At 61.7% G+C, this 21,337-nt stretch carries 17 protein-coding genes; 7 read left to right on the top strand and 10 right to left on the bottom strand.

Features of this window, described 5'->3' with window-relative positions; translation table 11 throughout:
• Nucleotides 1–24 precede the first annotated feature (24 nt).
• From GA0061103_RS21425 to GA0061103_RS21415, 3 genes are all read left to right on the top strand, one after another.
• Nucleotides 25–5,544, top strand: coding sequence for an alpha-2-macroglobulin family protein (locus GA0061103_RS21425; RefSeq protein ID WP_092714769.1), 5,520 nt, complete (start codon nt 25–27; stop codon nt 5,542–5,544).
• 9 nt (nt 5,545–5,553) lie between these two features.
• Entirely contained in the window at nt 5,554–7,641 is a 2,088-nt protein-coding gene (gene pbpC / locus GA0061103_RS21420) for a penicillin-binding protein 1C (protein WP_092714768.1), read from the top strand.
• Nucleotides 7,642–7,734: 93 nt separating this feature from the next.
• Nucleotides 7,735–8,094: a nuclear transport factor 2 family protein gene (locus tag GA0061103_RS21415; RefSeq protein ID WP_092714767.1), complete on the top strand. Its 360-nt coding sequence runs from the start codon at nt 7,735–7,737 to the stop codon at nt 8,092–8,094.
• 267 nt (nt 8,095–8,361) lie between these two features.
• Here the strand turns inward: GA0061103_RS21415 and pheT are convergent, their stop codons facing one another.
• The 5 genes from pheT to infC form a co-directional block, all read right to left on the bottom strand.
• On the bottom strand, nt 8,362–10,785 hold the full coding sequence (pheT, locus tag GA0061103_RS21410) for a phenylalanine--tRNA ligase subunit beta (protein WP_092714765.1): 2,424 nt from the start codon (nt 10,783–10,785) through the stop codon (nt 8,362–8,364).
• A 16-nt stretch (nt 10,786–10,801) separates the two neighbouring features.
• Complete coding sequence (pheS, locus tag GA0061103_RS21405; protein WP_092715173.1) at nt 10,802–11,884, bottom strand: phenylalanine--tRNA ligase subunit alpha; 1,083 nt, start codon at nt 11,882–11,884, stop codon at nt 10,802–10,804.
• Between the two features lie 326 nt (nt 11,885–12,210).
• Nucleotides 12,211–12,615 carry a 50S ribosomal protein L20 gene (rplT, locus tag GA0061103_RS21395; RefSeq protein WP_092714763.1) on the bottom strand — a complete coding sequence of 135 codons (405 nt, stop codon included), beginning with the start codon at nt 12,613–12,615 and terminating at the stop codon, nt 12,211–12,213.
• 37 nt (nt 12,616–12,652) lie between these two features.
• A complete protein-coding gene (gene rpmI, locus GA0061103_RS21390) occupies nt 12,653–12,856 on the bottom strand; it encodes a 50S ribosomal protein L35 (RefSeq protein ID WP_069611026.1) in 204 nt (67 codons plus the stop codon).
• A 322-nt stretch (nt 12,857–13,178) separates the two neighbouring features.
• The gene (gene infC / locus GA0061103_RS21380) at nt 13,179–13,715 is read right to left on the bottom strand and encodes a translation initiation factor IF-3 (protein ID WP_174176104.1); all 537 of its coding nucleotides are present in this window, start codon (nt 13,713–13,715) and stop codon (nt 13,179–13,181) included.
• A 278-nt stretch (nt 13,716–13,993) separates the two neighbouring features.
• Between infC and GA0061103_RS21375 the strand changes: the two genes are divergently transcribed.
• Together GA0061103_RS21375 and GA0061103_RS21370 are read left to right on the top strand one after the other, a co-directional pair.
• Nucleotides 13,994–14,806, top strand: coding sequence for an alpha/beta hydrolase (locus GA0061103_RS21375; RefSeq protein WP_092714759.1), 813 nt, complete (start codon nt 13,994–13,996; stop codon nt 14,804–14,806).
• 235 nt (nt 14,807–15,041) lie between these two features.
• Entirely contained in the window at nt 15,042–15,641 is a 600-nt protein-coding gene (locus tag GA0061103_RS21370) for a transglutaminase-like cysteine peptidase (protein WP_092714758.1), read from the top strand.
• A gap of 122 nt (nt 15,642–15,763) precedes the next feature.
• Here the strand turns inward: GA0061103_RS21370 and GA0061103_RS21365 are convergent, their stop codons facing one another.
• The gene (locus GA0061103_RS21365) at nt 15,764–15,952 is read right to left on the bottom strand and encodes a hypothetical protein (RefSeq protein WP_092714756.1); all 189 of its coding nucleotides are present in this window, start codon (nt 15,950–15,952) and stop codon (nt 15,764–15,766) included.
• Between the two features lie 145 nt (nt 15,953–16,097).
• Nucleotides 16,098–17,081 (bottom strand): iron exporter MbfA, encoded by a 984-nt coding sequence (gene mbfA, locus GA0061103_RS21360; protein WP_092714754.1) that lies wholly within the window; start codon nt 17,079–17,081, stop codon nt 16,098–16,100.
• 263 nt (nt 17,082–17,344) lie between these two features.
• On the opposite strand from mbfA, the gene GA0061103_RS21350 reads away from it, so the two are divergent.
• Nucleotides 17,345–17,812, top strand: a complete 468-nt coding sequence (locus tag GA0061103_RS21350; RefSeq protein WP_092714750.1) for a group III truncated hemoglobin — start codon at nt 17,345–17,347, stop codon at nt 17,810–17,812.
• Between the two features lie 65 nt (nt 17,813–17,877).
• On the opposite strand, the gene GA0061103_RS21345 is transcribed toward GA0061103_RS21350, so the two are convergent.
• Complete coding sequence (locus GA0061103_RS21345) at nt 17,878–18,435, bottom strand: DUF308 domain-containing protein (RefSeq protein WP_092714749.1); 558 nt, start codon at nt 18,433–18,435, stop codon at nt 17,878–17,880.
• 140 nt (nt 18,436–18,575) lie between these two features.
• On the opposite strand from GA0061103_RS21345, the gene GA0061103_RS21340 reads away from it, so the two are divergent.
• Nucleotides 18,576–19,160: a TetR/AcrR family transcriptional regulator gene (locus GA0061103_RS21340; RefSeq protein ID WP_092714747.1), complete on the top strand. Its 585-nt coding sequence runs from the start codon at nt 18,576–18,578 to the stop codon at nt 19,158–19,160.
• Nucleotides 19,161–19,214: 54 nt separating this feature from the next.
• Here the strand turns inward: GA0061103_RS21340 and GA0061103_RS21335 are convergent, their stop codons facing one another.
• Complete coding sequence (locus GA0061103_RS21335) at nt 19,215–20,129, bottom strand: EamA family transporter (protein WP_208603545.1); 915 nt, start codon at nt 20,127–20,129, stop codon at nt 19,215–19,217.
• 98 nt (nt 20,130–20,227) lie between these two features.
• Nucleotides 20,228–21,253 (bottom strand): histone deacetylase family protein, encoded by a 1,026-nt coding sequence (locus GA0061103_RS21330; protein WP_092715167.1) that lies wholly within the window; start codon nt 21,251–21,253, stop codon nt 20,228–20,230.
• Nucleotides 21,254–21,337 lie beyond the last annotated feature (84 nt).

The raw sequence follows: 21,337 nt of genomic DNA, 5'->3' as shown, positions 1-21,337 counted from the left end.
AAACGGGCAGCGTTGGGAGGACTTATGTCTAAGCGCGCGTTTATCGGCTTTTCCGCTTTTCTTCTCGCCACTTTCACAGCTTTGAGCCCCTCGGCCGCTGCCGACATCAAGCGCCAGGTGGTCACCACCAAGGATGGCGATTACTTCGGCTTCGATCTGCGCACAGAGCAGAATGTGACGCTGGATCAGTGCTCCGCCTCCTGCATCGGCGACAAGTCCTGCAAGGCCTTCACCTACAATCCCAAGGTGAAGTGGTGCTTCATGAAGTCGGACTTCAACCAGCTCAACAGCTTCCCCGGCGCGATCGCCGGCAAGATTGTCGAGACGGCCGCCACCAGCGAGCCGGATATCGGCGCAGCCCCTGCCCTTTCCTTCCTTTCTGACAATTTCGTCCAGAGCGCGCGCGATGCAAGGAACACGCTGACGCTCGGCAACGAGCTGAAGGGTCAGGGCGTCGAAAGCCTGATTGCGCTCGGCCGCATCGAGCTGACCTCGGGCAATGTTAACGATGCCCTGAATGCTTTCCAGGGCGCGCTCTCGCTCAGCCCTGACAATGGCGACCTGTGGGTCGAGATGGCGCGGGCCGCCAATACGATCACGAATGACACGTCTGTCGCTACGCGGGCTGCCTATGCCGCGCTCAACGGCTATCAGCTGACCCGCACGACGAGCAGCCGCGCCGATGCGCTGGCCGTGCTTGCCGAAGCGCTGAAGAATGCGCAGAACTACCGTCCGGCGCTCAGCGCCTATAAGGCAAGCCTCAACCTCGTCAGCTCTGCCGCCGTCCAGGCAGCCTATAACGATCTCCTGGCCCGCCAGGGCTTCCGCGTCACAGGCAACACGCTCGACAACGACAATGCCTCGCCGCGCGCCTGCGTGCAGTTCTCCGAAAAGCTGGTGAAGACCGGCGTCGACTACACGCCCTTCGTCACCCTCAACGGTGCCGCGCCGAAGGGCGTCGACGCCAAGGACAATCAGATCTGCGTCGAAGGCCTGGAATTCGGCCAGCATTACCGCATTTCGCTGCGCGCCGGCCTGCCCTCTTCCGTCGATGAAAACCTTGCCTCGCAGGTCAATGTCGACGTCTACGTCAAGGATCGCGCCGCAACGCTGCGCTTCACCGGCGACAATTTCGTGCTGCCCTCGACCGCACGCCGCGGCATCCCGATCGTTTCGGTCAATACCACCTCCGCCAATCTCAAGCTCTACCGCATCGGCGACCGCAATATCGCGCAGCTGCTGAACAACTCGCAGTTCCTGACGCAGGTAGACAGCTACAGCGCCCAGACCATCCAGGACACCAATGGCGAGCTGGTCTGGCAGGGTTCGATCGAGATTCAGCAGGAACTCAACAAGGAAGTCGCCACCAGCTTCCCAGTCGACGAGGCGCTGCCGCAACGCAAGCCCGGCGTCTATGTGCTGACGGCGGTTGCGCCCAATGGCGGCCACGAGTGGGACCCGCAGGCGACACAGTGGTTCGTGGTCTCCGATATCGGCGTCACCACCTATGCCGGCACCGACGGGCTCAACGTTTTCGCCCGCTCGCTCGGCAGCGCCAAGCCGCTTGCCGGCATCCAGCTGCAGCTGCTTGCCAAGAACAATGAAATCCTCGGCACGGCAAAGACCGACGAAAATGGCCGCGCCGTCTTCAGCGCCGGCCTGATGCGCGGCACGGCGGGCATGACGCCGGCCGTCATCACCGCCCAGAACGGCGATCAGGATTACGTCTTCCTCGACATGACGCGCGCCGGTTTCGACCTTTCCGACCGCGGCGTCGCCGGCCGAACCGCGCCCGGCGCGATCGACCTTCTGACCTGGACCGAACGCGGCATCTACCGCGCCGGCGAGACGGTGCACGCTTCGGCGCTTGCCCGTGACATCAGCTCGACGGCGGTGGAAAACCTGCCACTCACCTTCGTCTTCCTGCGCCCAGATGGCGTCGAGGACCGCCGCATCGTCACCGATGGCGGCAAACTCGGCGGCTACAATGTCGATCTGCCGCTGCAGCAGACCTCGATGCGCGGCACCTGGACGATGAACATCTATACGGATCCGAAGGGTTCCTCCATCGGCTCGCAGACCTTCCTCGTCGACGACTTCGTGCCGGATCGCATCGAATTCGACATGAAGAGCGACGCCAAGGAGATCGAAGTCGGTCAGCCGACGCCGGTCAACGTCGTCGGGCGCTATCTCTATGGCGCACCGGCTGCCGGCCTTAACCTCGAAGGCGAAGTGACGCTGAAGCCGACCCGCCAGAGCGACGCCTTCAAGGGCTATCAGTTCGGCCTCGCCGACGAAGGCGCCGGCAAGGCAAACGCAAACAATGACGACGACGACAGCAGCAGCGGCGACAGCAAGGCGGAGAGCACGCAGGTGCCGCTCGAAGACCTGCAGGCCCTGGACGAGGACGGCAAGACCACCTTCGATGTCACCATCAACGACACGCCCTCGACCACGCAGCTCCTGAACGCCAACATCACCGTGCGCATGCAGGAAGCCGGCGGCCGCGCCGTCGAGCGCTCGCTGACACTGCCCGTGAAGGCAGACGGGCCGCGTATCGGCATCAAGCCGGAATTCGACGGCGATCTCGGCGAAAATTCCGTCGGCAACTTCCATGTCATCGCCGTCGACGCCAATGGGCAGAAGCAGGCCATGCAGGGCCTGACCTGGAAGCTGCTGAGCGTCGAGCGCAATTACCAATGGTACCGCGACGGCAATAGCTGGAAATTCGAGCCGATCATGTCCACCAAGCAGGTGGCGGTCGGCACCTTCAATGCCACGACGGATGGTGCTGCGATTTCGATGCCCGTCACCTGGGGCCGCTACCGGCTCGAAGTGTCGACGGCCGATACCAACGGCCCGCAGTCCAGCGTCGAGTTCAATGCCGGCTGGTATGTCGCCGCAAGCTCGACCGAGACGCCCGATGCGCTTGAGATCGCGCTCGACAAGGCAAGCTACCATGTCGGCGATACCGCCAAGCTCAAGGTCACCTCGCGCTATGCCGGCCAGCTGATGGTCACGGCCGGCTCGGAAACGCTGATCTCGGTCACCAATGCCGATATCGGCGCGACCGGCGGCGAAGTCGACGTTCCCGTAACTGCGGACTGGGGTGCCGGCACCTATCTGACCGCCACGCTCTTCCGTCCCGGCGAAGCCCAGGAAAGCCGCATGCCGATGCGCGCCATCGGCATCAAATGGGCACCGGTCGACCCTGGCGAGCGCAAGCTGCAGATCAAGCTCGACGCACCGGAAAAAACCTTGCCGCGCCAGCCGCTGAATATCGGCCTGCAGGTTTCAGGCGCAGGCGCCAATCAGGACGCCTATGTCACGATCGCCGCAGTCGATGTCGGTATCCTGAACCTGACGCGCTACCAGCCGCCGGCACCGGATGACTGGTATTACGGCCAGCGCCAGCTCGGCCTGGAAATCCGCGATATCTACGGCCGCCTCATCGACGGTTCGCTCGGCGCAACCGGCAAGTTGCGCACCGGCGGCGACGGCGGACAGGCAGCGCTGCAGGCGAGCCCGCCGAAGGAAAAACTGGTCGCCTTCTTCTCCGGCCCGGTCAAGCTCGACGCCAACGGCAAGGCCAATGTCAGCTTCGACATTCCGCAGTTCAACGGCACGGCGCGGCTGATGGCCGTTGCCTGGTCGAAGGCGGGCGTCGGTCACGCGACGCAGGATGTCATCATCCGCGATCCCGTCGTCGTCACGGCAAGCCTGCCGAAGTTCCTGGCGCCCGGAGACAAGGCCAACCTGCGTCTCGACGTCGCCAACACCGACGCGCCGGCCGGCGAATACACGCTCGCCGTGACCGGCAACAGCGCCGTCACCGTAGACGCAAGCGCCACCCAACAGAAGATCAATCTGCAGACCGGCGGCAAGTACAACATCACGCTGCCACTGACCGGCGGGCAGCCGGGCGACGGCACGGTGTCTATCAAGCTGTCGAATGCATCGGGCATGTCGCTCGACCAATCGGTCGATATCCCGGTTCGCCCGTCGCAGCTGCCGCTGACCGAACGGCGCGTCATCGCGCTTGCCCCCGGCAAGAGCCTGACCGTCAACGCCGACCTTCTCGCCGACAGCGTGCTGCCCGGCGCCTCGGTCAGCGTCAATGTCAGCCGCTCCAGCGCCTTCGATGTGCCGGCGCTGTTGATGAGCCTCAGCCACTATCCCTATGGCTGCGCCGAACAGACGGCAAGCAGCGCCATGCCGCTGCTCTATTTCAGCGACATGGCGATCAAGAACGGGCTTGCCGACGACGCCGAAATCCAGAAGCGCGTGCAGGACTCGATCTATCGCGAACTGTCCTACCAGTCCTCGACCGGCAGCTTCGGCCTCTGGGGGCCGGGCTCGGGTGATCTCTGGCTTGACGCCTACGTCATGGACTTCCTGACCCGCGCCCGCGAGCAGAAGTACAACGTGCCGGACCAGGCCATGGTGCAGGGGCTCGAAAACCTCCAGAATGCGCTCAGCGCCAACACCAACGTCAAGGATAATGGCAACGAGATCGCCTATGCGCTCTATGTGCTGGCGCGCAACAAGAAGGCCTCGATCAGCGATCTGCGCTACTATGCGGACACGATGCTGAACGACTTCCCGACGCCGCTCTCCAAGGCGCATTTGGCCGCGGCCCTCGGGCTTTACGGGGATGCTCAGCGCTCGCGCAATATCTTCGTGGACTCGCTGCAGATGTCGCAAAAGGCGGCGGTGACCAAGGTCAGCTTCGTCCGCTCGGATTACGGTTCGTCGCTGCGCGATGGCGCTGCCGTTCTGGCGCTGGCGGCCGAAAGCCGCCCCGTGCCGCCGATCATTCCGGATCTCGCGAGCGTCGTCGCCAAGGATTGGCAGAGCCGGAAATATACCAGCACACAGGAACAGACCTGGATGCTGCTCGCCGCCCGCGCCCTGCAGAACGGTGATGACGGCCTGACGCTCGACGTCAACGGTGCCACCCATAGCGGCACCTACATGGCGCAGATGTCCGGCGATGCGCTGATGGGCCATCCGCTGACCGTCACCAACACGACGCGCCAGCCGCTGTCTGCCGCCGTCACCACGGTCGCGGCTCCGGTTGCGCAGCTGCCGGCCAGCGGCAACGGCTTCAAGATCGAGCGCAAGTACTACACGCTCGATGGCGAAGAGGCGAATGTCAGCCAGGCACAGCAGAACGAGCGCTATGTCGTCGTGCTGCACGTGACCGAAGACAATGACTGGCCGCAGCGTATCCTCGTCACCGATCTCCTGCCCGCAGGCTTCGAGATCGACAATCCGAGCATCGTCAACAGCGCCCAGCTCTCGAACTTCGACTTCCTCAGCGAAGTTCAGCCGGCCCATGTCGAATTCCGCAACGACCGTTTCGTCGCCGCCTTCGACCAGGGCTCGGGAGCCGATAAAGACATGACCTTCGCCTATGTCGTGCGCGCCGTAACCCCCGGCGTCTACGACCATCCGGCCGCGAGCGTCGAGGACATGTATCGTCCGCAGTTCTCGGCCCGCACGGCGATGGGCCGCATGGAGGTGCTGGGCGCCCAGCAGTAAGAAGCAGCCATGAAGGCGCGTTGGAAGATTGCGATCGGACTTGGAGCCACTGCCCTGACGGCGGTGGCTCTGGTCTTTGGCTTGGAAGCCGCAGACCGAGCCTATCCGCCGCCGCTGGACAATGCCCGCGTGGTCTCGGCCGAGGTGCTCGACGCCAATGGCGATCTGCTGCGCGCCTTTGCCACGCCCGAGGGGCGCTGGCGGCTGAAGACCGATTTTGCCGATGTCGATCCGCAATTTCTGCGCATGCTGGTCGCCTATGAGGACCGGCGCTTCTACGATCACCACGGCGTCGATCCGATGGCGATCGGCCGCGCCTTCCTGCAGCTCGTCACCCATGGCCGCATCGTCTCAGGCGGCTCGACGCTTTCGATGCAGGTGGCGCGCCTGATCGAGCCGCGCAGTGAGCGCTCGATGACGGCGAAACTTCTGCAGATCGTTCGCGCCATCCAGATCGAGCGCCGGCTGACCAAAGAGCAGATCCTCGACCTCTATCTGACGCATGCGCCCTATGGCGGCAATCTGGAGGGTGTTCGGGCCGCAAGCCTTGCCTATTTCGGCAAGGAGCCGCGTCATTTGACTGTCGCGCAGGCGGGCCTACTGGTGGCGCTGCCGCAGCTGCCGGAAAAACGCCGGCCGGATCGCAACCTCGCCGCCGCGCAGGCTGCCCGTCATCGCGTGCTCGAACGCGCCGCCGTTGCCACCGTCATTGGCGAAGGCGAAGCGGAACGGGCTTCGCTTTCGCCTATTCCGGCCGAGCGGCGACAGTTGCCGGCCTATGCGGCCCATGTCGCCGAATTGGCACTGCGCAAGCAACCCGGTATCATCAAGCACAAGACGACGCTGCGGCGCGACGTGCAGCAAGGTCTCGAAGCCGTCGCCGATGCGGCGGCGAAACGGCTTGGGCCGAAAGTGTCGGTTGCCATGATCATGGCCGACGCCAAGACCGGCGAGATCATCGGCGAGGTCGGCTCTGCCAATTATTTCGATTCCTCGCGCGCCGGCTGGGTCGACATGACCCGCGTGCTGCGCTCGCCCGGTTCGACACTGAAGCCCTTCATCTACGGGCTTGCCTTCGAGCAGGGCTATGTGGCGCAGGAAACGATCATCGAGGACCGCCCCGCCGATTTCTACGGCTACCGCCCTCGCAATTTCGACATGAGCTATCAAGGCGATGTCAGCGTGCGGCAGGCACTGCAATTGTCGTTGAACGTGCCGGCCGTGCGCCTGCTCGACGCCGTCGGGCCGACGCGGCTGCTGGTGCGCTTCCGCCGCGCCGAGGTGAAGCCGAAGCTGCCGCCGAACGAGGCGCCCGGTCTTGCGATCGGCCTTGGCGGCGTCGGCGTGACGCTCAAGGATCTCGTGCAGCTCTATGCCGAGCTCGCCAATCGCGGCAAGGCGATGCGGATCGGCGATGGCGTTCAGGACGAGCCGGGGCCGATCGACGGCGAGCCACTGATGGAGCCGGTGGCGGTCTGGAACATCACCGACATTCTTTCCGACATCATCGCGCCGCGCGGCAGCAAGCAGCTCGGCATCGCCTACAAGACCGGTACCAGCTACGGCAACCGCGACGCATGGTCGATCGGCTATGACGGCGCGCATGTGCTCGGCGTCTGGGTCGGCCGCCCGGACAATGGTGCCGTGCCGGGATTGGCCGGCTATGTTTCCGCCGCTCCGATCCTGTTCGAAGCCTTCGCCAAGTCAGGCGTTGCCATTACCCCCTTCCCACCCGCTCCCATGGGCGCCGTCCGCATCGCGCCGACCGAGCTGCCGATCAGCCAGCGGCGCTTTTCGGTGACTGCCGCCGGGCTGCTGGCTGCGTCCAGCCGCGAACCGGCGCCGCAGATCGTCTATCCGCCGGAAGGCGCGCGCGTCGATCTCGGCGCAAGTGGCAGCGGCAACGAGATCATGCCGCTGGCGCTGAAGCTGCAGGGCGGACGGGCGCCATTCCGCTGGCTCGCCAATGGCAAGCCCCTGCCCGATATGTCGCGCCGCCGCACCAACCAGTGGACACCCGATGGCGCCGGCTATTCGACGCTGACCGTCATCGATGCTGCCGGACGCGCGGCAAGCGTGCGCGTCTTCGTGGAATAATATCCTTCAAATCATTGCGAGCACGCAGCCCGCATTTTTGTCAGCCGGCGGCGTCCATGATATCTTAGCCATAACTCAAACGAGGATGACGAGATGTCGGAAGAGCAGGCAATCCGTGCGGTTGTTCATCTCTATGTCGATGGCATGGCATTCGCAAACGAGCCGGCGCTCCGCAAGGCTTTCCATCCGCGGGCAACGATCATCGGCAATTACCAAGGTGCAGTGGAATGGATGACGCGGGATGAATTCATCGCCGCGATCGTCGAGGAAGGGAGCGCCCCGCCCGACACCATACCGCTGATGGATATCGAGCTGATCGACATCGAAGGCGATGCGGCCTGCGTCAAGGTCGTCGACGAATTCGCCGGGATGAAGTTTTCGGATTATCTGTCGCTGGTGAAGATCGATGGGCGGTGGAGCGTGGTGAACAAGGTTTATCATTTGCATCGGTAGAACCGGTTGCTTTTGATATGCCGCACCTCTGATACCCCCCTCTGTCACTTCGTGACATCTCCCCCACAAGGGGGGAGATTGTTGGGAGTTTGACGCACGCTCTTTCAAACCTAAAAGCTTCAGCGTCTGCAGCTTCGATATTTGATTGAAGCAGGGGATTTTCGCGAGTTACCAATCTCCCCCCATGTGGGGGAGATGTCCCGACAGGGACAGAGGGGGGTGTTGCACTATCAGCAAAAGCAAAGCTGCTGATAGTGATAAGCCGCCTTACCCTCTCAACACACCACCCGTCGACTTCGTGACATTCGCCACGATCTTCTGGGTCAACGCCTCGAAATCCTCGTCGGTGAGCGTGCGCTCGGCCGGCTGGATCTGCACTTCGATGGCAATCGACTTCTTGCCTTCGCCGAGCGATGCACCCTCGAAGATATCGAAGACATTGACGGCGGTCACCAGCTTGCGGTCGGCACCGACGGCAGCGCGGATGATGGCGCCTGCTTCCACCGACTTGTCAACCACGAAGGCGAAGTCGCGTTTGACCGCCTGGAACGGAGAAAGCTCCAGTGCCGGCTTGGTGCGGCTCGCCTTCTTCTTCGGTTCGGGCATGGCATCGACATAGACCTCGAAGCCGGCGAGCGCGCCGGAGACATCAAGCGCTTCCAGCGTCTTCGGATGGAATTCGCCGAAATAGCCGAGCACGACCTTCGGCCCCATCTTGATGGTGCCGGAGCGGCCGGGGTGATACCAGGCCGGGCCGCCCTGCTCGATCTGGATATTGGTCATCGGCAGGCCGCAGGCTTCGATCACGGCGAGAGCATCGGCCTTGGCATCGAAGACATCGACCGGCTTGCCACCGCCCTTGGCGGCGTTCGACCACATGCGGCCGGCGCCCGCAAGCGTTGCCGTGCCGCGACGGACACCGCCAGCAACGCGACGCTGGCCTTCGGGCGTGTCGTTCTCATAGGTGCCGGACACTTCGAAGATCGCGACGTCGCCATAGCCCTTGTCGGCATTGCGCTGCGCGGCCGAGAGCAGCCCCGGCAGCAGCGAGGGGCGCATATCGGACATATCTGATGCGATCGGGTTGGCAAGCTTCAGCGCGTTGGAGCCGCCGCCGAAGAGCTTGGCCTGGTCTTCGGAGATGAAGGACCAGGTGACGGCTTCCAGCATACCGCGTGAGGCGAGCGCCCGCTTGGCGGTGCGCGTGCGGATCTGCAGCGTCGTCAGGATCTTGCCGTTGACGGCAGCATGGCTGCTAAGCGGCTGCGGCTTGATATTGTCGACGCCGTGGATGCGCATGATTTCTTCGACGAGATCGGCCTTGCCGTCGACATCCGGCCGCCAGGAGGGAACGGCGACGGAGACACGCTCGCCCGAGCCGGACACCGAGAAGCCGAGCTTCGTCAAGATGGACTTGCTCTCATCGGCCGAGACTTCGAGGCCGGTCAGGCGCTTGACTTCCGACAGCGGGAAATCGACGACCTTGGCCTCGTAGCCCTTGTAGCCTTCGACGCGGGCCTTGGCGGCAGTGCCACCGCAGCAGGCAAGCACCAGCTCGGTGGTGCGCTCGAGGCCGGGCACCATATATTCCGGATCGACACCACGCTCGAAGCGGTAGCGCGCATCGGTGATGATACCGAGGCTGCGACCGCTTTTGGCGATGTTCATCGGGTCCCAGAGCGCCGATTCGATCAGCACGTCCGTGGTGTTCTCGTCGCAGCCGGAATGCTCGCCGCCCATGATGCCGCCGATCGACTCGACGCCGTTGTCATCGGAGATGACGACATTGCTCGGGGTGAGCTTGTATTCGCGCTCGTCGAGCGCCAGCACGGTTTCGCCGTCCCTGGCGCGGCGCACCACGAGATTTCCCTTGACCTTGGCGGCGTCGAAGACGTGCATCGGACGGCCCTGGTCGAAGGTCATGTAGTTGGTGATGTCGACCAGGGCGCTGATCGGGCGAAGACCGATGGCAAGCAGGCGCTGCTGCATCCACTTCGGGCTCGGGCCGTTCTTGACGCCGCGCACGAGGCGGAGCGCAAAGCCGGGGCAAAGGCGCTCGTCATCCAGATCGATCTTCAGCTCGGTCGTCGTCTCGCCGGCGATGGCAAAGGACGGCGTGTTCCGTGGCTTCAGCGTCCCGAGGCCGGAGGCGGCGAGATCGCGAGCGATGCCATAGACACTGGTGCAATCCGGACGGTTCGGCGTCAGGTTGATCTCGATGACCGCATCGTCGAGGCCGGCATAGGCGGCAAAGCTCTTGCCGACGGGCGCATCTTCCGGAAGATCGATGATGCCGTCATGGCTGTCGGAGATTTGCAGTTCCTTTTCCGAGCACATCATGCCGCGGCTCTCGACGCCGCGGATGTTGCCGATGGCAAGCGTCACGTCGATGCCGGGAACATAGGTGCCGGGGGCCGCGAAGGCGCCGACGAGGCCGGCGCGCGCATTGGGAGCGCCGCAGACGACCTGAACGGGCGTGCCGCTGCCGATATCCACCATCAGCACCTTCAGGCGATCGGCCTGCGGGTGCTTTTCGGCCGAGAGAACCTTGGCGATGACGAAGGGCTTGAACGCGACCTTGTCGTCGACATCTTCCACTTCCAGCCCGATCTGTGTCAGGCGGGTGCAGATCTCGTCGAGCGTGGCGTCGGTTTCCAGATGCTCTTTCAGCCAGGAGAGTGTGAATTTCATGTGCTTTATCCCTTCCTTACGCGCTCAGACCACCGAACAGGGTCGGCATGTCGAGCGGGCGGAAGCCATAGTGGTTCATCCAGCGGACATCGGCATTGAAGAAGTCGCGCAGGTCCGGCATGCCGTATTTCAGCATGGCGATACGATCGAGACCCATGCCCCAGGCAAAGCCCTGATATTCGTCCGGATCGAGGCCGCCATGGCGCAGCACGTTGGGATGCACCATGCCGCAGCCGAGGATTTCCATCCAGTCGGTGCCTTCGCCGAACTTGACGATCGGGCCGGAGCGGTCGCACTGGATATCCACTTCGAAGGACGGCTCCGTGAACGGGAAGAACGACGGGCGGAAGCGCATCGTCACATTATCGACCTCGAAGAAGGTCTTGCAGAATTCTTCGAGCACCCAGCGGATATTGGCGACATTCGCCGTCTTGTCGATGACGAGGCCTTCGACCTGATGGAACATCGGCGAATGCGTGGCGTCCGAATCCTGGCGATAGGTCTTGCCGGGGATGATGATGCGGATCGGCGGCTTCTGCGCTTCCATGGTGCGAATCTGCACCGGCGAGGTGTGCGTGCGCAGCACCTTGCGCTCACCCTTTTCATCCGGCTGGAAGAAGAAGGTGTCGTGCATTTCGCGGGCCGGATGCCCTTCGGGGAAGTTCAACGCCGTGAAGTTGTAATAGTCGGTCTCGACATCGGGGCCTTCGGCGATCGAGAAGCCCATGTCGCCGAAGATCGCCGTGATTTCGTCGACGATCTGGCTGATTGGGTGAATGCGGCCGCGTTCGGCAGGCGACGAACGGACCGGCAGGCTGACGTCAACGGTCTCGGCCTTCAGCTTCGCGTCGATCGCTGCATCCCGCAACGCGCCCTTGCGGGCATTGATGGCGTCGGTGATGGAATTCTTGAGGGCGTTGATGGCCGCGCCGCGTGTCTGCCGTTCTTCCGGCGACATCGAGCCCAGCGTCTTCAGCAGCTCCGAGACCGAGCCCTTCTTGCCGAGCGCGGCAACCCTCACGGCCTCGATCGATTGCTCGTCGGTCGCCGCGGCCACGTCGGCCATGAGTTGGGTTTCAAGTGTTACGAGTTCCGTCATCTGATCCTGCCTTGCGGGCGGCGGGCTTGGAACGCCGCTCATTCCGCGGAATAATGGATGAACGCCCACATCAGACAGCTTGTGGCAACGATAAGGCGCTGCAGATCACTATCCATGTGCAGGCGGCCAATCAACCGGGCAAATGACAAAAACACGCCAAGAATGCGGTCCTTGGCACTTGTCGCCCGATGCGCGACCCATTTTCGAGCCTCGCTCACAAGGAAGCCTGAGACGATGGAAAAGCATCTGCTGCAAAACACAAAACCCGCGCCGGTTTCGCCAGCGCGGGTTTCATAATGAATTTACGAAAGACGTGCGAGGCAGCGTTAGTTAACGGCTGCTTCGAACTCGTTCTTCGTGCCGGCGTCCTTGAGGTACTCGAGAGCCTTCTTGGAGGCCGCAACCAGTGCGCCGAAAGCTTCCGACTCATGGATTGCCATGTCGGAGAGAACCTTGCGGTCGACTTCGATGCCAGCCTTGTTCAGACCGTCAATGAAGCGGCCGTAGGTCAGGCCGTGCTCGCGGACGGCAGCGTTGATGCGCTGGATCCAGAGGGCGCGGAAGTTGCGCTTGTTGACCTTGCGGTCGCGATAAGCGTACTGCTTGGAACGGTCGACGGCGGCCTTGGCGGCCCGGATGGTGTTCTTGCGACGGCCGTAGAAGCCCTTGGCTGCCTTCAGAACCTTCTTGTGCTTGGCGTGGGCGGTAACGCCTCTTTTTACGCGTGCCATTTCATGATCTCCTTAGTCTATAGCGTTACGAATAGTCTTAGAGACCGTTCGGCAAGTAGTTCTTGACAACCTTACGGCCATCCGGTTCTGCGAGAACCATGGTGCCGCGGGCATCGCGAATGAACTTGTTGCTACGCTTGATCATGCCGTGGCGCTTGCCAGCAGCGGCTGCCTTGACCTTGCCGGATGCGGTGATCTTGAACCGCTTCTTGGCAGAGGACTTCGTCTTCATCTTGGGCATTTTGCTACTCCTTCGATGCTTCCTGGCGCGCTTTGCTTAAAAGCCCTTCCCACAGATCCGGACTGGCCGGGCTGCAACAAGGTGCCGGAGCGTTTGTTGTTGAACGGCGGATACGGTGACGAACCGCTCCACCAGCATTCTGAACTGCCACGGCATGCCCTGCCGGTCAGTTCGGACGCGCGCTTATAACCGCACTTGCCCTGAAGTGCAACGGTGCGAATGCGGGAATCTTTGCAGATCGATGACAAGCATCGATCCCTGCCGCAGAAAAGGAAAAAGCCGTCCAAGGGACGGCTCCGGCCTCTCTACTCCGACTTGCGCCTCACTTCGGCGCAAGCACCATCATCATCTGGCGGCCTTCGAGCTTGGGCTCGGCCTCCACCTTGGCAATCTCGATCGTATCTTCCTTGACCTGCTGAAGCAGCTTCATGCCAAGTTCCTGGTGGGCCATTTCGCGGCCGCGGAACTTCAAGGTCACCTTCACCTTGTCGCCTTCCTCGAAGAAACGACCGATCGCCTTCATCTTCACCTCATAGTCATGGGTGTCGATGTTGGGACGCATCTTGATTTCTTTGACTTCGACGATCTTCTGCTTCTTGCGCGCCTCGGCGGCCTTCTTCTGGTTGGCGTATTTCAGCTTGCCCAGATCGAGGATCTTGCACACAGGCGGTTCAGCATTGGGGGAAATCTCTACCAGATCGAGACCGGCCTCCTCTGCCATTCTCAATGCCTGGTCGGTCGGGACGATGCCCATATTCGCGCCATCGGCAGCGATGAGCTGAACTTTGGGAATGCGAATTTCCCTGTTGGAACGTGGCCCGTCCTTTACGGGCGCATCGGTTTTAAAGGGTCTGCGAATGGTCGTATTCTCCACGAATTGTTTCGGATAGCTGCAGCCTCTCGCTCCCCGTCGGCGCAACTGACGGAAATGTCGTAAAAGCTGTGTTGAAGTCAATAGCATGACAGCGGGAAAAAAGCACCTCCCGCGTGTCAATAGAGTGTCATGGAAGCGCGAGATGCGCGAAGGACACAGTATCCTTCTCCATTTATATAGAAACCCCAGCGAAAAGATCGAGGATTTTTCAGGCCACGCGGACGCGAATCTGTTCTATAGGGCAGAAAATCCGGGAGCTTTCCATGTCCGAGACCGCCGCATCCATCCAACCGACCTTCCTTCCCGTTGGCACGGGCGAGAGCGAGCGCCAGATCGCCATCGTCCAGCGCGCCGCCGGCAAGGGTGCCAGGAATGTCAGCTTCGTCTGGTTGTCCGGCTATCGATCCGACATGAGCGGCATCAAGGCCGTGGAACTGGACGCGCTGGCGGAGCGGCTTGGTATCGGCTGCATCCGCTTCGACTATTCCGGCCATGGGCAATCAGGCGGGAAGTTCACTAACGGCACGATTTCGCGCTGGCTGGAAGAAGCGCTTGCGGTCATCGACCATACCAAGCCGAAGAAGATCGTTCTCGTCGGCTCGTCGATGGGCGGCTGGATCGCACTCAGGGTCATTCAGGAACTGCGCAAACGCAAGAAGGCAGCCGCCATCGCCGGCCTCGTGCTCATCGCGCCCGCTCCCGATTTCACCATCGACCTCATCGAGCCGAACCTTTCCGATGTCGAACGGCGATCGCTGGCGGAACGGGGCTATTTCGAAGAGCCCTCGGAATACAGCCCGGAGCCGAACATCTTCACCCGCGCCCTCATCGAGGACGGGCGCGCCAATCGCGTGCTGACCGGCATCATCGAAACCGGCTGCCCGGTGCATATATTGCAGGGCATGCAGGATGCAGACGTACCTTTCTCCCATTCGTTAAAGCTGGTCGAGCACCTGCCGGCCGACGATGTCGTGTTAACGCTTGTGCGCGACGGCGATCATCGCCTGTCACGGCCGCAGGACATCGAGCGCATGCTCGCTGTGGCGGAGACATTGGCACTACATAATACGCCATAAAAACAAATAGATATCTGCGAAATACTCAAAGCGCGGGCTGCTTTTCCTGCCGCCTCATGCGTGCGCCTGCGTAATCGCAGGCAGCAAAAGATTATGGCAACTATCTCCTTGATTGTGCCGAAATTAACCATATGAGCCGGTTCCGGTGTTAACACTTAAGTAACGATTGACTTCGCGCACCCCCCTACATTAACAATTTGTTAACAAATGCAGGGACGATACAAGGATAGTGGGCGTGCGTATTAAGGGCTTGTTGATTGCCTTCGCTGCTATAGTTGCGATGTCGTCGGCGGCGATGCCGGCACCTCAGCAGGGTGTTTCGATGACCGTCGGCAACGTGACCTCCCAGCCGATCGGGCACTACGACTTCTGCCAGAGACATACCGACGAGTGCGGGCCGACCCGCAATATCGGTCCCGTCGACATGAACGCGGCCTCCTGGGCTCTCGTCAACCAGATCAACCTGCGCGTCAACAAGACGATCCGCCCGGCGACCGACATGGAAGTCTACGGCCAGGAGGAATATTGGGAATATCCGAAGACCGCCGGCGACTGCGAGGATTTTGCCCTGCTGAAGCGCAAGCTCCTGATGCAGAGCGGCATTTCCGCCTCCAACCTGTTGATGACGGTCGTTCGCAAGCCGGATGGCGAAGGACATGCGGTGCTGACGCTGCGCACCAGGCAGGGCGATTTTATCCTCGACAACCTCGAGGACGAGATCAAGGTCTGGACCAAGACCCCCTATTCCTATCTGAAGCGTCAGGCGAGCTTCAATGCCGGCCGCTGGGTCACCATCGAGAACGGCAACGACGTCCTGGTCGGCGCCGTCAAGTAAGCGCAAGCCAATTCTCATTACGCGAGAAGGCCGGTCCATCGGACCGGCCTTTCGCTTTTTCGTCATGTAATAAAAACCGTCCTCACTCTTCGGTGCGAACGAATTTGCTGCGACTGCGAGCGTCAATGGTTCTTATGGCTCTGCTGGCCTGCCTTGACGTGTTGCTCGTGGGTGCCGCCACGCGAGCTTTCAGAGTGCTGCTCGCGGGAGCCGGTGGACGAAGCATTCCTGGTGTTGTCGTTGTCCATGCGCTTGTGGCTCTGCTGGCCAGATTTCACATGCTGCTCGTGGGTTCCACCTTGGTTTGCCATTGGATCATCTCCTTTGGTTTGCAGACGAGGCCAAGAGCGGCCTCGTGTTGCTAACCGGTGGCGGCGGAAGGCGTTCCGAAATTTAACATTTCGTGATGACAGGTTATCTTCGCTCGACTCGTGGAGACAGAAGATCCTTCATGCCTCACCCATTTCCGATCAGAATGCCGGCGCCGAGCACCAGCGAGCCGCCGAGGACGACCTGGAACGCGGCGCGCAGGAATGGCGTCTCCATATATTTGTTCTGGATGAAGGCGATGGCCCAGAGCTCGAAGAAGACGACGACGGCGGCCGTAATCGTCGCGGTCCAGAAATGCGGGATGAGGTAGGGCAGCGCATGGCCGAGGCCGCCGAGCGCCGTCATGATGCCGCAGGCAAGGCCGCGCTTGATCGGCGAACCGCGGCCCGAGATCTTGCCGTCGTCATGGGCCGCCTCAGTGAAACCCATGGAGATGCCGGCGCCGACCGAAGCCGAAAGGCCGACGAGAAAGGTCTGCCATGTCTGCTGCGTGGCGAAGGCGGCGGCAAAGATCGGCGCGAGCGTGGAGACTGAGCCATCCATGAGACCAGCGAGGCCAGGCTGCACATAAGTCAGAACGAACTGGCGGCGTGCCTGCGCATCCTCCTCGTGCTTGACCTCTTCCGGCGTATGCTTCTCGCCAAGCATGCGGGCGACGTCTTCATGCCCCTGCTCGGCCAGCGCGAGATCGCCGAGAAGCTGGCGCGTCGAGGCGTCAGAGACCTGCTTGGCCGCTTCGACATAGAAATTATAGGCCTGCTGCTCCATCGCCTCGGCCTCGTCGCGCATGGCATCGAGAGAGAGATTCTTGCGCAGCCAATCGGGTTTGCGCTCGTAAAAGCCGCGCACATGCTCGCGCCTGATCAACGGAATTCGCTCGCCGAAGCGGCGGCGGTGCATGTCGATCAATGTCTTGCGGTGCGTATCCTCGACCTCGGCCATGTCTTCGAAGACCTTGGCGGATTCGGGATAATGCGGGCGGAGCGTATCGGCATAGGCGAGATAGATGCGTGAATCGTCTTCTTCTGCCGCGATGGCGATCGCCAGGATCTCCTGTTCGGAAAGAGAGGTGAAGGGACGTTTCGACGGGCGGAATAGGCCTAGCAGCATCGGGGCAACCTCATAACTTTAGAATTATTCTAAATCTAAAGTGGGCAATTGCGCTGGTCAAGCACGGAGACGTCATTGCGGAGGGAAAATCGTGCCGGAAAATTTGTGGCCCGCCGAACGAGGCCGCGGAAAATGGCAGCGCGACTTTGACAGATTGCCGCAACATCTCCATGACGTCTTGGCCGCGCTGGGAAATTGCATACATAGGGACCTGAAAGATGCCGGAGCAGCGGACTTCCACGCGCCGGCACTCGGAGAATATTATGGAAAACGAGATACAGGCTCGCGCCGCCCATCTTGCCGGCATCCGCGAAAAGGCCGAGGCGGAGATGGCGCGGATGGGCATCGATGCCGCCTTCATCGACAGGCTGGTCGACACGTTCTATGGGCGCGTTCAGGCGCATCCCCGGCTCGGACCGGTCTTCGACGGACGCCTTGCCGGGCGCTGGTCCGAGCATATGGAAAAGATGAAGCGCTTCTGGTCCTCCGTCGCCTTCAAGAACGGCGCCTATGGCGGCAAGCCGGTACAGGCGCATCTCGGCGTCGAGGGCATGGCCACGGACCTCTTTCCGGAATGGCTGGCGCTTTTCTCCGAAACGCTTGCCGATATCGCGCCTTCCAAGGAGGCAAGAGACTGGTTCATGGCGACGGCCGAGCGCATCGCCAAGAGCCTGACGCTCTCACTCTTTTATAATCCGGCGTTGGACGATCCCGCGAAAACGACGGCTTAAGGCAGGCCACGCGAAAATACGGCGGCAAGTTACTTCAAACTCGCCGCCGCAAGATCAGGCAGCGCCTACGCATGTGCTTTGCGATAGGCCGCGACCGCAAGCCAGATTGCGGAAAGCAGGAAGTAGAACGCTCCGAACGCCGCATAGGGGACGATATCCAGAATCGTCGGCGCGACCGTGCCGAGGGACCGGCTGAGCATGAAACCGCCGGCAAGCGCCGACTGCGCCCCGCTCAGGATCATTACCCATTGAGCGCCATAGGTACGCCAGCGCCTTACGCCGGTGTAAAGTTGCAGCAGGCCCGAGAGGATCGCCCAAGCCCCAAACACGGCCAGAACGGCATAGGTGCTATTGTAGGTGGCTACGACAACGGCGAGCGCCGTGGCGATACTGACGACAACATTCAATGTTTGGGACGGATTGACCTTCAGACCGCCGTTGACCCGGGCGTCGACCAGATTGGCGAGGGCATCCCAGACAGGATAGATAACCAGCAGAAACGCGACGGATGGCGGCTTTGCGCTGAGGACGATCGCGGCTGAAATCCAGGCGATCGAGAACAGGGCACGTGTAAAATAGTAGGACTGCAGCCAGTTGGGCTGGGGTGAAATGCGGCTTTGCATCGGGAGGCTCCTTGTATTTGCCTACCTACTAGTAGGAAGATGCACTCATCGAGTCAACATGAGGCTCGAACACCGTTTCGTGAGAGCCGGAAGCGGTGCGGCAATCTTGACAACTAGCCTACCAAAAGGTAGGCAACGACATGAAATCAATAACTTCGACTTCAGAAAAAATTCTCGACATCGCGCAGGCTCTTATCGTGGCCGGAGGCTACAACGGCTTCAGCTATGCCGACATCTCCGCTGCGATAGGCATCCGGAAAGCGAGCATCCACCATCACTTTCCGACAAAGGCCGAACTGGTTTCGGTGCTGGTGAACCGTTACAGACAGCAGACCGAGGCGGGTCTGAAGTCTTTGCGCGAAGGGACCTCGAGCCCCCCGGAACAGCTGCAAGCCTATGTGAACTATTGGCATTCATGCATTCGGGACGCCTCACTGCCCTTTTGCGTTTGCGCGATGCTCGCCAGCGAGATGCAGATGTTGCCGGAAGAGGTCGCATCCCAGGTGCTTGGCCATTTTCATAGCCTCGCCGGATGGCTTACGTCAGTGCTGCAGGCGGGAACCGAGAATGGCCTCTTCCGGCTGAACAAGCAGCCCGAGGAAGAGGCGCAAATGCTGATGGCCTCCGTTCATGGAGCAATGCTCTCGGCGAGAGCTTTCGGCGATCCACGACTGTTCATCGCAATCGTTGCGCCCCAGATCGCCAGGCTTCAAGCGCCGGATTGACGGCGGAGCTGCCGGGGCAAAACTCAAAGCAAAGACGACTTACGCTCGCCAGTCTCAGGCTTTCGTAGCGAAGATCGTTGCCCCGATGCTGGCGGAAACCACCAGTGCCGTGCCGAACATCTGCGACGGCGTCATCGGCTGCGCCAGGATGATGAAGCCGGCAAAGGCGCCGATGGCGGGCTCGAGGCTCATGAGGATGCCGAAGGATGACGTCGGCATACGCCGCAGCGCCACCATTTCCAGCACATAGGGCATCAGCGGCACGAGCAGCGCCAGTCCGGCAATTTCGAGCAGACCGTAACCCGTCAGATGCGGGACGGCCGAGGCAAAGCCGAAGGGGGTCGAAACGACTGCCGCGACCAGCAGCGACATGGAAAGCCCTTCGAGGCCCTGAAAGGCATTGCCGACCTTCTTCGTCAAAAGGATATAGCAGGCCCAACCAGCGCCAGCGCCGATGGCAAAGAGGATGCCGGGGAGATTGCCGACCCACTCCTCGCCGTCATAGGCCAAGAGCAGAACGCCGATGGCGGCGAAGATCGGCCAAAGAAGCTGACGGCTCAGCCCGAAGCCGAGGGTTGCGACCAGCAGCGGCCCGAGAAATTCGATGGCGACGGCAAGCCCCAGGGGAATGCGCGCGATCGCCGAGAAGAAAGAGGTCGTCATCAGCGCCGAGACGGTGCCGAGCGCCAGCACGCCGAGCCATTGCGAGCGGCTGTAGCTCATGATCTTCGGGCGAACGATGATCGCCAGCGCGATAGAGGCGAAGACAAGCCGCAACCACGTGGCGCCCGCCGGTCCATAGGCGTTGATGATCGGAGCCGACAAAGCCGAGCCGAACTGGATTGACGACATCGACATCACGCACATCAGCACGCCGGCGACAATGCCGCCGGTCGATGGCGCGACATCCGGATGCGGCATCAGCGCCACGCCGCCATCCGATCCGCTGTCGACAAGCTTCTGTTCCATAAACACCCCCCAACCAGGCGGCGTTTGTAGAGGCGTGGCCATGCAGTGGCAAATTCAAACTTTTCATCCTGCGATCAGGCACTTTGATGCAAGAGGCCTCAGGCTTCGAGGCCCTGCAGCACATTGGCGACGTTCAGGCCGATTTCCGGCACGCCGTAACCGCCCTCCATGCAGACGAGGACAGGCAGGCCCGCGGCAGAAACCCGCTCGCCCATGCGGATAAAATCCTGCGACGTCAGCTTGAAGAAGGAGATCGGATCGCGCTCGAACGTATCGACGCCGAGCGAGAGCACGATCGCCTCCGCGCCGAAGGCCTTGATGCGGGCAAGCGCATCGTCGAGTGCTGCCGACCAGACTTCCCAAGGCGTGCCGCGCTGCATGGGGTAATTGCGGTTGGCACCCAGCCCATCCCCCTCACCTTCTTCGTCGGCATGGCCCAGGAAATAGGGAAAGGCATGGATGGGATCGCCATGCAGCGAGGCGGTAAAGACATCGCCGCGCCGGTAGAAAATGTCCTGGGTACCGTTGCCGTGATGAAAGTCGACATCGAGCACAGCCACTTTCGCAGCGCCATGGTCGCGCAGGCGCTGCGCTGCGACGCCGGCATTGTTGATGAAGCAATAGCCGCCGAAGAGATCGAAGCCGGCATGATGGCCGGGCGGGCGGCAGAGCGCAAAGGCGAAGCGATTGCCGGCGTTGAGCCAGTCGGCACCGGTCAAGGCGCAGCGCATGGAGGCGAGCGCCGCCTCATACGAGCCCTTGGTGATCGAGGTATCCGCGGCATTGGCATAATGGCCGATCATGCCGACGATATTGTCAGGCACGCGCTGGCTGGTGCGCCTGATGGGAAAGGAATTGGCGATCGCCTCGCCCGTGTAACCGGCGGCGACCCAGCGCTCCCAGACGGTGCCAAGGAAATCGAGATAGGCCGGATCATGCACCTTGCGCGCCGTCTCCAGCCCATGCGCTTCCGGCGCGACGACATCGGCAAAGCCGGCCTCCCTGATGGCGGCAAGAATCCATTCGGCCCGGAACGGCGCTTCGAAGGGCGTGACGAGCTGGCCATCATGCAGCTCGGTCTTGGCATCCCTGAGCTTGTGATCTTCCGAGTAAATGACCCGCATGTTCGCCTCCTCCGTTATCTTGCTGGAGCAAAGGCTTACATGGATCGCGGTAGAGAAAAAAGAGCGGCATGCGGTCTTGAACGC

Origin of the sequence: Martinezella multihospitum, assembly GCF_900094585.1 — a bacterium.
Lineage (GTDB): Bacteria > Pseudomonadota > Alphaproteobacteria > Rhizobiales > Rhizobiaceae > Rhizobium > Rhizobium multihospitium.
Note: the sequence above shows the minus strand (reverse complement) of the source record. Positions and strands in the feature narration are given on the sequence as shown.